The 15160-nt window shown below is 38.2% G+C and carries 13 protein-coding genes; 9 read left to right on the top strand and 4 right to left on the bottom strand.

The genetic code is table 11. The annotated features are described in order from the left end of the window. The first annotated feature begins 211 nt into the window (after positions 1-211). The 4 genes from F981_RS14780 to F981_RS14765 all read left to right on the top strand — a co-directional run bounded on the left by F981_RS14780 (position 212) and on the right by F981_RS14765 (position 4144). A complete protein-coding gene (locus F981_RS14780; protein WP_034610135.1) occupies positions 212-1189 on the top strand; it encodes a DUF1852 domain-containing protein in 978 nt (325 codons plus the stop codon). A 28-nt stretch (positions 1190-1217) separates the two neighbouring features. Next, positions 1218-2246 carry a methionine synthase gene (locus tag F981_RS14775; protein ID WP_004722875.1) on the top strand — a complete coding sequence of 343 codons (1029 nt, stop codon included), beginning with the start codon at positions 1218-1220 and terminating at the stop codon, positions 2244-2246. 195 nt (positions 2247-2441) lie between these two features. Then, on the top strand, positions 2442-2933 hold the full coding sequence (locus F981_RS14770; protein WP_004722874.1) for a flavin reductase: 492 nt from the start codon (positions 2442-2444) through the stop codon (positions 2931-2933). A gap of 656 nt (positions 2934-3589) precedes the next feature. Next, the gene (locus F981_RS14765; RefSeq protein WP_004722872.1) at positions 3590-4144 is read left to right on the top strand and encodes a TetR/AcrR family transcriptional regulator; all 555 of its coding nucleotides are present in this window, start codon (positions 3590-3592) and stop codon (positions 4142-4144) included. A gap of 350 nt (positions 4145-4494) precedes the next feature. Here F981_RS14765 and F981_RS14760 read toward each other — a convergent pair whose 3' ends face one another. Then, a complete protein-coding gene (locus tag F981_RS14760) occupies positions 4495-5145 on the bottom strand; it encodes a hypothetical protein (protein WP_004722870.1) in 651 nt (216 codons plus the stop codon). Positions 5146-5212: 67 nt separating this feature from the next. On the opposite strand from F981_RS14760, the gene F981_RS14755 reads away from it, so the two are divergent. The 3 genes from F981_RS14755 to F981_RS14745 are packed head-to-tail and all read left to right on the top strand — an operon-like array spanning position 5213 to position 6942. Further along, complete coding sequence (locus F981_RS14755; protein ID WP_004722868.1) at positions 5213-5515, top strand: hypothetical protein; 303 nt, start codon at positions 5213-5215, stop codon at positions 5513-5515. Beyond that, positions 5512-6519 carry a hypothetical protein gene (locus tag F981_RS14750; protein WP_004722865.1) on the top strand — a complete coding sequence of 336 codons (1008 nt, stop codon included), beginning with the start codon at positions 5512-5514 and terminating at the stop codon, positions 6517-6519. Before F981_RS14755 ends, F981_RS14750 begins: the two co-directional genes overlap by 4 nt. A gap of 3 nt (positions 6520-6522) precedes the next feature. Further along, positions 6523-6942 carry a hypothetical protein gene (locus tag F981_RS14745; RefSeq protein WP_004722863.1) on the top strand — a complete coding sequence of 140 codons (420 nt, stop codon included), beginning with the start codon at positions 6523-6525 and terminating at the stop codon, positions 6940-6942. A 584-nt stretch (positions 6943-7526) separates the two neighbouring features. On the opposite strand, the gene F981_RS14740 is transcribed toward F981_RS14745, so the two are convergent. The 3 genes from F981_RS14740 to F981_RS14735 all read right to left on the bottom strand — a co-directional run bounded on the left by F981_RS14740 (position 7527) and on the right by F981_RS14735 (position 12053). Further along, entirely contained in the window at positions 7527-8810 is a 1284-nt protein-coding gene (locus F981_RS14740) for a ribonucleotide-diphosphate reductase subunit beta (RefSeq protein ID WP_004722861.1), read from the bottom strand. A 141-nt stretch (positions 8811-8951) separates the two neighbouring features. Beyond that, positions 8952-9083 (bottom strand): preprotein translocase subunit YajC, encoded by a 132-nt coding sequence (locus tag F981_RS23365; protein ID WP_004722859.1) that lies wholly within the window; start codon positions 9081-9083, stop codon positions 8952-8954. Between the two features lie 99 nt (positions 9084-9182). Further along, a complete protein-coding gene (locus F981_RS14735) occupies positions 9183-12053 on the bottom strand; it encodes a ribonucleoside-diphosphate reductase subunit alpha (protein WP_081401073.1) in 2871 nt (956 codons plus the stop codon). 555 nt (positions 12054-12608) lie between these two features. Between F981_RS14735 and bfmR the strand changes: the two genes are divergently transcribed. Both bfmR and bfmS read left to right on the top strand, forming a co-directional pair. Next, entirely contained in the window at positions 12609-13322 is a 714-nt protein-coding gene (gene bfmR / locus F981_RS14730) for a response regulator transcription factor BfmR (protein WP_004722855.1), read from the top strand. A gap of 64 nt (positions 13323-13386) precedes the next feature. Further along, positions 13387-15015 (top strand): sensor histidine kinase BfmS, encoded by a 1629-nt coding sequence (bfmS, locus tag F981_RS14725; protein WP_004722852.1) that lies wholly within the window; start codon positions 13387-13389, stop codon positions 15013-15015. The last annotated feature ends 145 nt before the right edge of the window (positions 15016-15160 follow it).

The raw sequence follows: 15160 nt of genomic DNA, 5'->3' as shown, positions 1-15160 counted from the left end.
CATTTTTATTCATGTACGGATTGCGGTATAAATTACACCAAGCGCTTCACGATAGATAAGATTATCGTTGATTCTGAATTGAGCGACCAAGTACAAGTCAGAAAATACGGGAAATACTATTGACTGGATAGATCCAAAGATAAATTGGATGGTTCAGAAAGAGCATGAAAAAAATTCAGGTTTATTTCAGAAATTAGGGTATCAGATCATCATGAGTAAAGATTTTACATTTACGATTAAGAGCATTAGTTTCGACGAAAACTATCATCCCTCTAATAATACGCGTATCACAACCAACTTTGCCAATTTAGCAAGAGGTGAGAGCCGCCATGACAATTTGCGCAATACCCTAACGATGATTGACAATCGTTTTAATGCCTTAGCGCATTGGGATAATCCTGAAGCAGATCGTTATTCTGTTGAGCTAGAAATCATTTCAGTTGATATTGATATCGAAGGCAACGGTGAGACTTTCCCTACGATTGAAATATTGAAAACCAATATTGTTGATCACAAAAATAATCAACGTATCGAAGGTATTGTGGGCAACAATTTTTCTTCTTATGTGCGTGATTATGATTTTAGTGTATTGCTGTTAGAACATAATAAAAATAAAGATCAATTTAGCCTGCCAGAAAACTATGGTGAGCTTCATGGGAAAATTTTCAACGCATTTGTAAATTCAAATGCGTATAAAGAAAACTTTAAAAAGTCACCTGTGATTTGTCTTAGTGTTTCAAGTAGCAAGGTGTATCACCGTACTGCAAATGTGCATCCAGTATTGGGTGTTGAATATCTGCAAGATGAATATTCGTTAACAGATGAATACTTTGGAAAAATGGGTTTGCAGGTTCGCTATTTTATGCCGCCTAATAGTGTTGCGCCTTTGGCATTTTACTTCCGTGGTGATTTGCTGAGTGATTACACTAACCTTGAGTTGATCGGGACTATCAGCACCATGGAAACTTTCCAAAAGATTTACCGACCTGAGATTTACAACGCGAATTCTGTGGCAGGTAAATCTTACCAACCAAGTTTAAAACATCAGGATTATTCACTTACTCGTATTGTGTATGACCGAGAAGAGCGTGGTCAGTTGGCGATTAAGCAAGGCAAATTTACTGAAGAGCAGTTCATCAAGCCATACAAACATATCCTTGAGCAGTGGTCTGCAAATTACGTTGCTTAATTTACCTAGATAGACAAGATTATTGATTATGAAAATATTATTACCGACTTCAACTGCTGGCAGCCTGCCAAAACCTTCTTGGCTTGCCGAGCCTGAAAAACTTTGGTCACCTTGGAAATTACAAGATGAGCAATTAATTGAAGGCAAACAAGATGCTTTACGCTTGTCATTGCAAGAGCAACAACACGCTGGGATCGATATTGTCAGTGATGGCGAACAAACCCGCCAACACTTTGTTACCACGTTTATTGAACATCTCAACGGTGTTGATTTTGAGAAACGTGAGACTGTACGCATTCGTAATCGCTATGATGCAAGCGTACCAACTGTTGTCGGTGCGGTGTCTCGTCAAAAGCCTGTTTTTGTTGATGATGCCAAGTTTTTACGTCAACAAACCAATCAGCCGATTAAATGGGCGTTACCTGGTCCAATGACCATGATTGATACGCTGTATGATGCGCATTATAAAAGCCGTGAAAAACTTGCTTGGGAATTTGCCAAAATCCTCAATGAAGAAGCCAAAGAGTTAGAAGCTGCAGGTGTGGATATTATCCAATTTGATGAGCCTGCATTTAATGTGTTTTTTGATGAAGTCAACGACTGGGGTGTTGCGACTTTAGAAAGAGCGCTGGAAGGGCTTAAATGTGAAACTGCGGTGCATATTTGCTATGGCTACGGCATCAAAGCCAATACAGATTGGAAAAAGACTTTAGGTTCAGAATGGCGCCAATATGAAGAAGCGTTCCCTAAACTTCAACAATCTAAAATTGATATTGTGTCTTTAGAATGCCAAAACTCTCGTGTACCAATGGATTTAATCGAATTGATCCGTGGTAAGAAAGTAATGGTTGGTGCTATTGATGTGGCAACCAATACCGTTGAGACAGCAGAAGAAGTTGCCAACACATTACGAAAAGCACTTCAGTTTGTAGATGCAGATAAGCTTTATCCATCGACTAACTGTGGTATGGCTCCTTTATCTCGTGAAGTTGCAAGAGGCAAACTTAATGCCTTAAGTGCTGGCGCAGAAATCGTTCGTAAAGAACTTAGCCGCTAGTATTCAACGATATTGTGGTGTAAAAAGGGTGATCTGTTTGGGTGAATGGATATCCAAGACCCAACGGGAAACCCTGATCACAATTTAGAGAACATCTGTTCTACTGAGAAACTCATCCAGATGCAGTGCCTACATGACGGAATAGCAGGGTAATGCTAAATCTAAAAAAGTACGGTTCAATTTAGGAACAATGAAATGATTGAAGCAACAGACTTTAGAAATGCAATGTCTTTGTTGACCAGTGCAGTCAGTGTCATTACCACGACAGGTTTGTCTGGTCGTTACGGATTTACTGCGTCTGCCGTATGTAGTGTTACGGATTCGCCTCCGACATTATTGGTCTGTATGAATAAAGCGGCGAGTTCGCATGTGCATTTTGTTGAAAATAAAATTTTAACTGTGAATGTTTTAAGTGCACATCATCAGCATATTTCTAAAGCGTTTTCGTCTAAATTAAGCCCAGAAGAACGATTTAAACATGGTGTTTGGACAGAATTAGAAACTGGCGCACCAGTTTTAGATGATGCTTTGGTGAATTTTGATTGTGAGATTGAGCAAATTCAAGAAGTTGGAACACATACGATTTTTATTTGTCGTATTGTGGCAATTCAACAAAGTGAACATGATCAAAGCTTGGTTTATTTTAATCGTTCTTATCATCATGTTGGGCAGACTGAAGTTGCTTAAAGCCAGTTTGCTTAAAGCCAGTTTGGTTTTTGGTTTACGCCTTATGCCAGAACTAAAAATAATAAGGTGTGTTGATCGGTTGAATTGATCAAATACGCTGGTTTAATACAATCATAATCAATTATTTAATTGATTGAAAAATAATAATAATTTTAATGTTTTAAGAAAAATACAGCATTGACACCCGAAAAATCTCCGATTATTCTTTGCTGGCTGGCCTACATTGCCAGCCGGTTTTGACAGACCGTTTTTCGACTACATCAGAATTATTCCATCTGAGGGATAGTTTTGCATGTAAACTTCTCGTCCCCTCTCGTTGCGGTAGGGCGGGAGAGGGACACCTTCGGGTGTGCTGGGGTCGAACCAGTCTGTCAACCTTCTTTCGTTCTGCCACCATAATTTTTATACATTGGCAGAATTTTGAATTGTTCAGGAGTTGGCCATGTATTTTATTCGTAAACCTTCAGATTAGCGTTTAGTACGGTTTAACAGCCTTTGGGCTTTTAGACATTGGCTGGTTATACCTAAAAAATATCAACAATAAAACTTGAGATCCACTCTGGTTACCTTTTGAAGCCTTTGATGCTTCTTTGCTTATAACAAGATCGAGAGTGGTTTTATCTCATTAAAACAAAAAATATTTATAGGGAAAATATATGTCAAATTTAGATATTTCATTTCGAGCTTTAAGGGTACTCGATACCTCTCGAAGACTCTTTAACCTATACGGATTTCATCATGTTGGGGTAAACCGTATTATTGAGTCTGCCAGAATTCCCAAAGCCACGTTTTATAAATACTTCTATTCTAAAGAGCGTTTGATTGAAATGAGTTTAACCTTTCAAAAAGATGCGCTGAAAGAAGAAGTATTTGCGCTGATTTATAAAAAGAAAGACTTTACTGTTTATGAAAAGCTTAAGCATATTATCTTTTTACATGCCAATCTGGAAGGGTTTTATCATCTACCGTTTAAGGCTATTTTTGAGATTGAAAAGCGCTATCCCAATGCTTATCAAATCGTGGTTGATTATAGAAACTGGCTGATTGATGAAATTTATAAACTGCTTTTAACCAGCAATACAAATGCCTCAAAACAAGATGCACATATGTTCTTGTTTGTGATTGATGGGGCAATGGTTCAGCTTCAGGGTGAAAACAGTGTGGATGATCGGGAGAGGTTGGTGGGGTGTTTTTTGGATGGGTTGGGGTAGTGTTGTTTGAGGAGGATTAGTTGTAGATATGTCCCTATATTTTATGTTGTTTCTCACTAATTTTAACGAACGAAATTAAAAGATCATAAATTAATAGATTTAATTATTTTATTGATTGGACTTTCATTTAACTGAGTCTAGTCTGACATTGCTATATATCAGATTAAACTCAATAATGATGTTTTCCCTAAAATTGAAAGCGTATTTAGATTTCTAGGCTATCCTTTGAATACAGCTGTCAATAGCCGTCTTCTAAAATCACGACTACAGTACTGTGAGCTTTGATCTGAATGAGTCATAACTTTCGTTGAACGAGGTAATTATTTATTAGTGCATCAAGAGAACAGATTTCATAAATTTTTAATTGTTTGTGTAAAGCCTTTTCCATTTTTTTTATTTTGAATAAATAAATCGAAAGTACTGGTCATTGATTTATCAAATGAATATTGTCTTTTATAAAAGTATTTCAATAATTCCATGTGATAGTTGTAAAAATCTTTGAATGATTCAAATGATTGGACATTTTTTAAGTAATTTACAAATTGCTGGTAAATTGGATCATCTGGCAATCCTGCAAATAATGAAAAATGTGCGTGCATAGGTTTAACAGTTTCATATTCAATAGAGTCTTCTTTAATGGATAGGTGAATGAGTTTTACTTTACCTTCAGTATAAACCGAGAAAAAAGCACAGCCATATATTTGAGCAGCAGGAAATCCCAACTGTAGATACATTACTCTCGCTATTCTAGAAGTTAAAATTAAATCTAGCTCTGATTCGGGTTTATTTTCTTTTAGAATTAACTGTTTGTAAAACAGATCCATTAAAATAACATCACCTGATGTGACTATAGCGCCATGTTTCCAGTATCGTATTTTTTTATATCCATCATGATGAATACGAGGTGGTAGACCAGTTGATGGTTCACATTCAATAGTTAATCTCTGGTCACTAGCTAAAAAAAGATAATTGTTTAAATTAATTGCAACAATTAAAGTCATTGATAAGTTATATTAAAGGTTTGTATATTCTGACTATAACATAAACATAATTAAAGTGACTGCAATTATGGCTGGAAAATTTGAAGTTAAAGCGGGACAACATATTTTTAAATCTGGTGAACAGGTGGTTGCTCATTTTCCTATTTTGCCCTTACCTAATGATGGTAAGTTCAATTTAAGTGTCCAATTAACTGATGCAGAAAATATTCCTTATAAAAATAAGGCGTACTTTGCAGTGACTGAATCTGGTGCGCTTATAGAAGGCGTAACTGATGAAGAAGGTTATACCAAACCTATTTATACAGAGCAGCAAGAGATTGTTAATTTCCACTTATTAGATAAATATACTTACACTGAAGAAGAACAATGACAAAAGCCTACGCAAGATTGAAAATTAAAGAAAGTAAGAATATTTTAAATTTCAGTAAATTTAGTTATGTTGCTAATTTTGTGACTAGTGCTGGAAGAGTAGGAACTACAAATAAAGTTGCTATACAAGCAAATGGCTTAGGGGTAGAGGTTTCATTTGACTTAAATCCCAAAGAAGTACCTGACAAAACTACAGTTTCATTTAAAATATTTCTTCCATCTGGGACACAATATAATCCTAGAATTGTTATTTACGGTCATACTTATATAAAAGAAGCTAATTCTAAGCCTCTGATAACAGAATATGATCTAAAATTATTTCAGGATAAAACCCTAAAAGAAGATGAACACAGGGTTCCTAATCGAATTATTCCGACGACTTATCCAGTGCCTGAAGGTTTAAGAATGGTTGCCTATCTTAGAAATGAAATTAAAAGTGCAGGAGCTAATAATGGCATAGATCCGCAAATTGTTGCATCTATTGTATTTGAAGAAAAAATGCATGGAGTTTGGGCTTTTAGGAAAAATCTTTTGTCTTTTTATCTAAATCTAGGAGAAGTATATCCTCATAATAGTTATGGTTTTGGCGAAATGCAATTAGGATTAGCTGCTGAATTGATGAATATAGATAAAAGAAATCCTGATTGGTTGTATGAAACATTTGTTGTCATTTGTACAGATGCAACAGTTGCGATGGATTTGGTTGCAAAAAATGTAGTGCGTGGTGGAAAAATTTTAGGTAGAAAGCTTACCTTGCAAGAATCAACCGTTTTTTATAATGCAGGGGAAAAGGCTCTAAATAGTTGGATAAAAGGTGAAATTCCAAAAAAACGATTAGAAAATGCAGTATATGCACGATCATGGAAATGGCAAGAAGCTATAAAATTGGCTCTTAACGGTGATGTTATTGCGATTCCCGATGGATGTGAAGGAACTTGTCGCGCTGATCCAGAAAGACAAGTTGAAACTTGGAAGTTTGACCCATCATTAAAATTGAGTTTATAAGTCATGATTAAATATTTAGCAGTAGTATTCTTATTTTTATCTGGTGTAGCTGGATATACAATTGATAAGTTTGGTCAAGATTTATGTGTTTACGAATATATAGCTGTTAACACAGTTACCTATTTTAAAGAACTAAACGGAGTATCGGCGAATGATCCATCCATGCTTGGTATGTGTGGTCTTTTATCAATAATACTAGCAATCATATTGATTTTTATAAAAAACAAATACATTTATGTTGGATTAATATTTATACTGTTAGTGTTGGAATTGACTCTATTAAACATGATCGAAACTGTGTCATATAAAGAAATTATTTACGATTCAATAGTTAAATGTTCAAATTTTTCTGTTTTAGTTTGGCTTCTTTGCCAGATTGTTTTTTTAATTCTAAGTGGAATATATCTGGCTAAAAAACAATAAATTAAATACCCCTATCGGGGGGTATTTTGCTAATAGTATTAAAAACGGCTGTTTATTGTTCTATTTTAGGGGTGCATCTGTGGGTTGAAAAGAATTTAGCTTAAATTTAACCTGACAGTCTCAATCAAATATCGATAACTGTCAGATCTGGTTTGAGCTAGTACATATAAACTCTTTTATTTTTTATGTTCTTGTTTGTTCTTGAGTAAATTTTTAATCTTTTCTAAAGCTGTCCGTAAAGCATAATTATTAAAAACATTTTTACAATCTCTATGTGGGTTTGCTTCCCATCTTCTTTTGCCCCCACGCTCTTTTGAATCTCATGTGTCTTAATAAAGCAACCTTCGCATACTTGTGGCCTAGATCTATTTCAAGCATGGCTAAAAATCGAGGCCACGTCAGTTTCCAAGCACAACTGTCAAGTAGCTTTAGAGGGGCTATGTGTCCATTATTTTGTCTAGAATCAGCATTACTATAATAAATTAAAGCTTAATTTAGGTGGAATTTTGAGCAATAAAAAAATCCGATATTAAATCGGATTTTTTTCAATGACACCTTATGTGTCGCGTGACGGGCGTGACTTCTTACCAGCTCAACGCACCACCAGTTTGATAATCAGTTACACGCGTTTCAAAGAAGTTCTTCTCTTTACGCAAGTCCATCATTTCAGACATCCACTGGAATGGGTTATTTACACCAGCAAACTGCTCAGGTAAACCTAACTGTGCCAAACGACGGTTACAGATGAATTTCAAATATTCTTCCATCATCGCTGCGTTCATACCCAATACACCACGTGGCATTGTGTCACGCGCATATTCGATTTCAAGCATGGTGCCTTCAAGAATCATCTGAATGATTTCTTCTTGGAATTCAGCCGTCCACAAGTTTGGATTTTCGATCTTGATTTGGTTAATCATGTCGATACCAAAGTTTAAGTGCATAGACTCATCACGTAAGATGTACTGGAATTGCTCAGCAACACCATTCATCTTGTTACGACGCCCCATAGACAAGATCTGACTGAAACCACAATAGAAGAAGATCCCTTCAAGTACGCAATAGAATGCGATCAAGTTACGCAGTAAGATTTGATCGTTTTCTGGTGTACCAGTTTGGAAGGTTGGATCACATAAAGACTGAGTATATTTCAAGCCCCAAGCCGCTTTACGAGCAACTGATGGAACTTCACGGTACATGTTGAAGACTTCGCCTTCATCCATACCTAAAGATTCGATACAGTATTGGTAAGCATGGGTGTGAATCGCTTCTTCAAATGCTTGACGTAAGATGTATTGACGGCATTCAGGGTTGGTGATGTGACGGTAAATCGCCAACACCAAGTTGTTTGCAACCAAAGAATCCGCAGTAGAGAAGAAACCTAATGAACGCATCACGATGGTACGCTCATCTTCGGTTAAGCCATTTTCAGACTTCCAAAGTGCGATATCGTGGTTCATGTTGACTTCTTGTGGCATCCAGTGGTTTGCACACCCGTCTAGATACTTTTGCCAAGCCCACTCGTATTTGAACGGTACAAGTTGGTTTAAGTCAGCGCGACAGTTGATCATGGCTTTATCATCAACTTGTACACGTTGTGCACCCATTTCAAGCTCTTCTAAGCCAGGTGCAACATCTAACTTTTCTAAGGCGTGAGATGCTCTTGCCAACGAATCGGTTGGATTTGTTGATCTTGCTGTATAGGTTCCAGCGGATTGTGTAGTTGCCACATTCTGCGATGACTGCTTTGTATCAGATACCACTTGCGAATCAGTCGTTTTTTTCTGTTCGACGGGCGCAGGCTGGTGAGCTTGTGCAGCTTGTTTCTGTTCATCATCTTCAAAATCGTCCCAACTTAGGATAGACATCGTTGTTCTCTCTTCGTTGTTAATATCTATGTTCGACATCTCACAATGGAAGATGTCACTACTATACGCTTATTCTGTGCAAGCAAAATTAAGTTTTGCCGATAGTTGTTTTGTTCTTGTTCGAAAGAACAGATATCCACACTACTTATTTTGCTTACGCTTTTGCTGCTTACGGATCGCAAAGAATGCATAGACCGCAGGCACGTAAAAAACTAAAAAGGCTAAGATCAGCACGATTACGCCTAACTCATAGTTATGACTTAAATGGAACATTTCTTCGCCTTTTATAATTTCAGATTTTTTGAATCCCCCTAAACCCCCCTTTTTTTTAAAGGGGGGACTTTATTCCCCTTGAGGATTGGGGAGGATTACTTACTGACAAGCTTCACAATCTGGATTGTCGATTGAACATGCTTGTGGTACTGGTGCTGCTTGAGCGAAACCATCTTCTTCAGCAGGTGCTTCAGGTTTAGTTTCTTGAGCAACCGCAGCCACTGGTGCAGCAACAGTTGTTGCTTTTACTGCGTTTAAAGCACCCGTGTTAATGGTTGATTTTTCCGCAGAGGTTGCACCTAATGCACGGAGGTAATAAGTGGTTTTAAGACCACGTAACCAAGCCATCTTATAAGTGATGTCTAGTTTCTTACCATTTGCACCAGCGATATAAAGGTTCAATGACTGTGCTTGGTCGATCCATTTTTGACGACGTGATGCAGCATCTACGATCCAACGTGTATCTACTTCAAATGCAGTCGCAAAAATTGCTTTTAACTCTTCAGGGATACGTGCAATTTTTTGTACTGAACCCTCGAAGTGTTTCAAGTCGTTAACCATCACAGAGTCCCAAAGACCACGATCTTTTAACGCACGTACCAAGTACGGGTTGATCACTGTAAATTCACCAGAAAGGTTAGATTTTACATAAAGGTTTTGGAACGTCGGTTCGATAGACTGTGAAACGCCACAAATATTTGAAATGGTTGCTGTAGGTGCAATCGCCATTACATTTGAGTTACGCATACCGTCTTTTTGAACTTTAGTACGTAATGTATTCCAGTCCAAACGTTGAGTGCGGTCAACTTCAAACATACGCTCTGGACGTGATTTTGCAACGATATCTAAAGAGTCGATTGGCAAGATACCTTGATCCCACAATGAACCTTTAAATGTTGAATACACACCACGTTCAACAGCAAGGTCGCTTGATGTTTGAATCGCGTAGTAGCTGATCACTTCCATTGATTCATCAGCAAAATCTACCGCTGCATCAGAACCATAACCCATACCCAATTCATATAAAGCATCTTGGAAGCCCATGATACCCATACCGACAGGGCGGTGTTTCATATTTGAATTACGTGCTTGTTCAACTGCGTAGTAGTTGATGTCAATTACGTTGTCGAGCATACGAACAGCAGTTTTAACTGTACGCGCTAATTTTTCACGGTCTAATGCGCCACCTTGAACGTGTTGTACAAGGTTGATCGAACCTAAGTTACATACTGCGATTTCATCTTTATTGGTATTTAAAGTGATTTCAGTACATAAGTTAGATGAATGCACTACACCTACGTGTTGTTGTGGTGAGCGTAAGTTACATACGTCTTTGAATGTGATCCAAGGATGACCTGTTTCAAACAACATTGATAACATTTTGCGCCATAAGTCTTTCGCACGGATTTTCTTATGCAGCATGTTGTTTTCTTTTGCAATGCCTTCGTAGTAAGCATAGCGTTCAGCAAATTCACCGCCAGTTAAATCATGCAAATCAGGTGTTTCAGATGGCGTGAACAATGTCCATTCAGCATCTTCAATCACACGTTGCATAAACAAATCTGGAACCCAGTTTGCCGTGTTCATGTCGTGGGTACGACGACGGTCATCACCAGTGTTTTTACGAAGCTCTAGGAATTCTTCAATGTCCAAGTGCCAAGTTTCAAGGTATGCACATACAGCACCTTTACGTTTACCACCTTGGTTTACTGCAACCGCAGTATCGTTGGCAACTTTAAGGAAAGGTACAACACCTTGTGATTTACCGTTGGTACCTTTGATATATGAGTTCAAGGCACGCACGGGTGTCCAGTCATTGCCTAAACCACCTGCCCATTTAGAAAGAAGGGCATTGTCACGCATCGCACCATAGATGTCATAAAGATCATCTTGAATGGTGGTTAAGTAACAGCTCGACAATTGTGGACGTAACGTACCTGAGTTAAACAGTGTTGGTGTAGACGCCATATAATCGAAGCTAGACAATAAGTCATAGAATTCGATTGCACGGTCTTCACGCTGTTCTTCATTTAATGCAAGTCCCATTGAAACACGCATAAAGAACAATTGCGGAAGTTCGAAACGTACATCATTTGAATGAATGAAGTAACGGTCAAATAACGTCTGTAAACCTAAATAGGTAAATTGGTTTGAGCGTTCTGGTTTGATCGCTGCTGCCAATTTCGCAAGGTCAAAGTTTAAAAGCTCAGGAGAGAGAAGCTCAAGCTCGATACCTTTGTTTAAATAAGTTTCGAGTGCATCGCCTTCGATGGTATCTGTGGCTAAACCTAAGAATTTTAAACCGGTCGCAACCAAGTCATCACGTAATAGGCGTGCAGTTACATAAGTATAGTTTGGTTCTTGTTCGATACGGGTACGTGTCGCCATCATCATCGTGGTTGAGATGTCTGACTGTTTTACACCGTTATATAAGTTTTTAACTGTTTCATCGACAATGGCTTGAACATTGATGCCTTCTAAGCCTTCACTTGCTTTTTCAATCGTGGCTTGAAGTTTGCCCAAATCTAGAGGCTGAAGCTGACCGTTCGCATCTGTGATTTGTAAGGTTGGGTGATGATGAGCACCGGTTTGTTTACGTGCATCAGAACGTTGTTCACGATAGATCACATATGCACGTGCAACTTTTTGTTCGCCTGTACGCATAAGCGCCAATTCAACTTGGTCTTGAATTTCTTCAATGTGAATTGTTCCGCCAGAAGGTAAACGACGATTAAAAGTATTCATCACCATCTCTGTGAGCTGAGTGATGCGATCATGAATACGGCTTGAATCTGCACTTTGTTGACCTTCTACAGCCAAAAAAGCTTTACCAATTGCTACAGAGATTTTATCTGCATCAAAAGCGGCAACATCACCAGTGCGTTTAATCACTTGTAGTTGACCAGGGGTTGTAATGGCGTTCATTGTCAGCGTAGCTCCATTGTCATCATTGTTATGTTTATGGACCATTTGAATCGGACAAACTGCAAAATTTGTTGTCACGATGTTTGAGGACTAAACACAATACTTAGTGGTTTAATTTAATTTAGAACACAAGATACGGTAATTTTAAGGGTAGATCAATATTGACATTTCAAGAATATTTTATCCCTGAAAAGTAAATTTTTATTTGCATCTTTTTACCTCAAAGCGTCATTTTTGTTATATGCCTTATGAGACAAGCACATAGCATAGCAAAGACTCCGCAGAGTGCTTATAGATAAGTGTGTGGATAACTCAAAAAACGATAAACTGATGAGACAGAATATGAACAATGAAATATTTTGTATAAAAATTAGTCCAGCTATTGATTGTCTTGAAGAAATTTAAAAATGATGTGTATTGATTTTATAAAACTGCCTACAATTCAATAGTTAATAAAAATATAACAAATTGATACGCTCATGTATCAGTTTGGTGAATGAGGTCTTGTTTACATTGTAAACGTGTGTATATTGCAAAACATAGTGTGTTGAATCTGCGAGATTTGTAGCAGACTCCAAAATCAAATATAGGGGCAAATAGATGAGCCAAGAAGAAAAGTTACCAAAGATTCTGATTGTTGAAGATGACGAGCGCCTAGCTCGCTTAACTCAGGAATACTTAATTCGCAATGGATTGGAAGTTGGGGTAGAGCCAGATGGTAACCGTGCGATTCGCCGCATCATTGCTGAACAACCAGACTTGGTTGTGTTGGATGTGATGTTGCCGGGTGCAGATGGTTTAACCGTTTGTCGTGAAGTTCGTCCACATTATCATCAACCGATTTTGATGTTGACTGCACGTACTGAAGATATGGACCAAGTTCTTGGTTTAGAAATGGGTGCAGACGACTATGTTGCTAAACCTGTTCAACCGCGTGTCTTGCTTGCGCGTATTCGTGCATTATTACGTCGTACAGACAAAGCGCCTGAAGATGAAGTTGCACAACGTATTGAATTTGACGATCTTGTGATCGACAATGGCGGTCGTTCAGTGACACTCAATGGTGAGTTGGTTGACTTCACCAGTGCTGAATATGATCTACTCTGGTTATTGGCATCGAATGCAGGCCGTATCTTATCGCGTGAAGACATCTTTGAACGTCTCCGCGGTATTGAATATGACGGTCAAGACCGTTCGATTGATGTACGTATTTCACGTATTCGTCCAAAAATTGGTGATGATCCTGAAAATCCGAAACGTATTAAAACTGTACGTAGTAAAGGTTATTTGTTTGTTAAAGAGACTGGTCTATAAACGATGGGTCAGTCATCTAAGATGCTTGTCCATTACAGGACAGGCATAAAGAAGGTTAGTTTGCGTGTCTAAACACAGTATATTTTTGCGCATCTATGCAGGATTAGTCATTCTTGTTGTGTTGGTTGCCTTGTTTGGATATTTACTTGTCCAAATAATTAATTATCAACGTGCGCAGGAATATCGTGAGTCTCTCACAGATGGAATTTCATTTGTGATCAGTGAAGGTGTGGCACGTCAGCAAACTGAACAGCAGCGCCTAGATTGGATTTCAGATGCGTCTGATCTATTAGAACTTCCCATTTATTATCTTGAAGCACGCAAAGTTGACTTATCTCGTACTGAAGAAAAACGTATAGAAAGTCAAAAAGCGGTAGTGCGTTATGATGCAGAACAAGGGATTGCCTATCTGGTTATAGGGATCAGAAATGACCCTAAACACTATTTATATATCAAAGTCGATCAAATTGGCGAACGCCAAATGAAGGCACTTCCGGTATTTATTCTGGATTATTTGGTCTATTACCCCGGTCAAGAACAAGAATATCTTAAGAAAATTCAACAACATTTCTCTTATCATGTTGGTGTGGAAAAGATTTCTCAGCTCAATCTCGATTCTGAGCAAATTGGTCGTTTAAGGTCAGATCAAAGTGTGATTTTATGGCGTGACAGTGCAACTGTACGTGGTACCACCATTTCGATTGTTTCACCTTTACCCAACTCACCTACAGATGTGTTGGTGCTTGGCCCCGTTCCAATGTTTAACTGGATGCCCGTCAAATTGGCAGCAGGAATTACATTGCTGAGTATGTTCTTACTCTGTTTGGGTGTGTATGGCTTGATTGTGCCGATGCAACGCAAGTTGAAACAGGTGAATGAAGCTTTGGATGTGATGAGAACAGGGGATATGTCGCAACGTGTACCTGTTGAGGGTTATGATGAAATGGCAAGTCTAGCCACCAGTTATAACAGCATGTCTGACCATATACAGCGTTTGATTGAAGCACAACGTGAGTTAATGCGTGCGGTATCACATGAGTTACGTACACCTGTGGCGCGAATCCGTTTTGGTATGGAAATGCTGGCAGATGAAGATGACCATGAATATCGTTTGCAACAAGTCGAGATGATTGATAAAGACATCGAAGCGTTAAATACGCTGATTGATGAAATCATGACCTATGCGAAATTAGAGCAAGGTACACCTTCATTAGATTTTGAAAAAATTGTATTGATTGATGTATTAAAGCAAGTTGCGGTAGAAACCGAAGCATTAAAAACGCAAAAGATTATCCATCTCAACCCACTTTCATCTGATGTGATTGTCGATGCAGAACGTCGTTATTTACATCGTGTTGTACAAAACTTAGTAGGGAATGCGATACGTTACTGTGATCATCAGGTCAATATCAGCGGTGGTGTCAATCACCAGACCAATATGGCTTATGTCTGTGTAGAAGATGATGGCCCCGGAATTCCAGAGGAAGACCGTAAACGTGTGTTTGAGGCATTTGCACGTTTAGATGATAGCCGTACCCGTGCTTCGGGTGGTTATGGTTTAGGGCTTTCAATTGTTAGTCGTATTGCGTATTGGTTTGGCGGGACGATTGAAGTCGATCAAAGCTCAGATTTGGGTGGTGCAAGATTTACCATGTCTTGGCCTGTAGAGCGTTTTAAAAAGAAAAAAGCTTAATTGTTAAATCATGCTGTTAAATATTATCAATTAAGCGCTATTTGACTTGGTTCATCAGTCATCTTTAAAGTCATTATTTAAGATAAAACCACCCTAATCCTAACCTTCTCCCAACGGGAGAAGGGACTTTCAATACAAAAATTCA

The sequence above is a fragment of the Acinetobacter guillouiae CIP 63.46 genome (assembly GCF_000368145.1).
Taxonomy (GTDB): domain Bacteria; phylum Pseudomonadota; class Gammaproteobacteria; order Pseudomonadales; family Moraxellaceae; genus Acinetobacter; species Acinetobacter guillouiae.
This window is presented reverse-complemented; position numbering and strand designations above follow the sequence as displayed.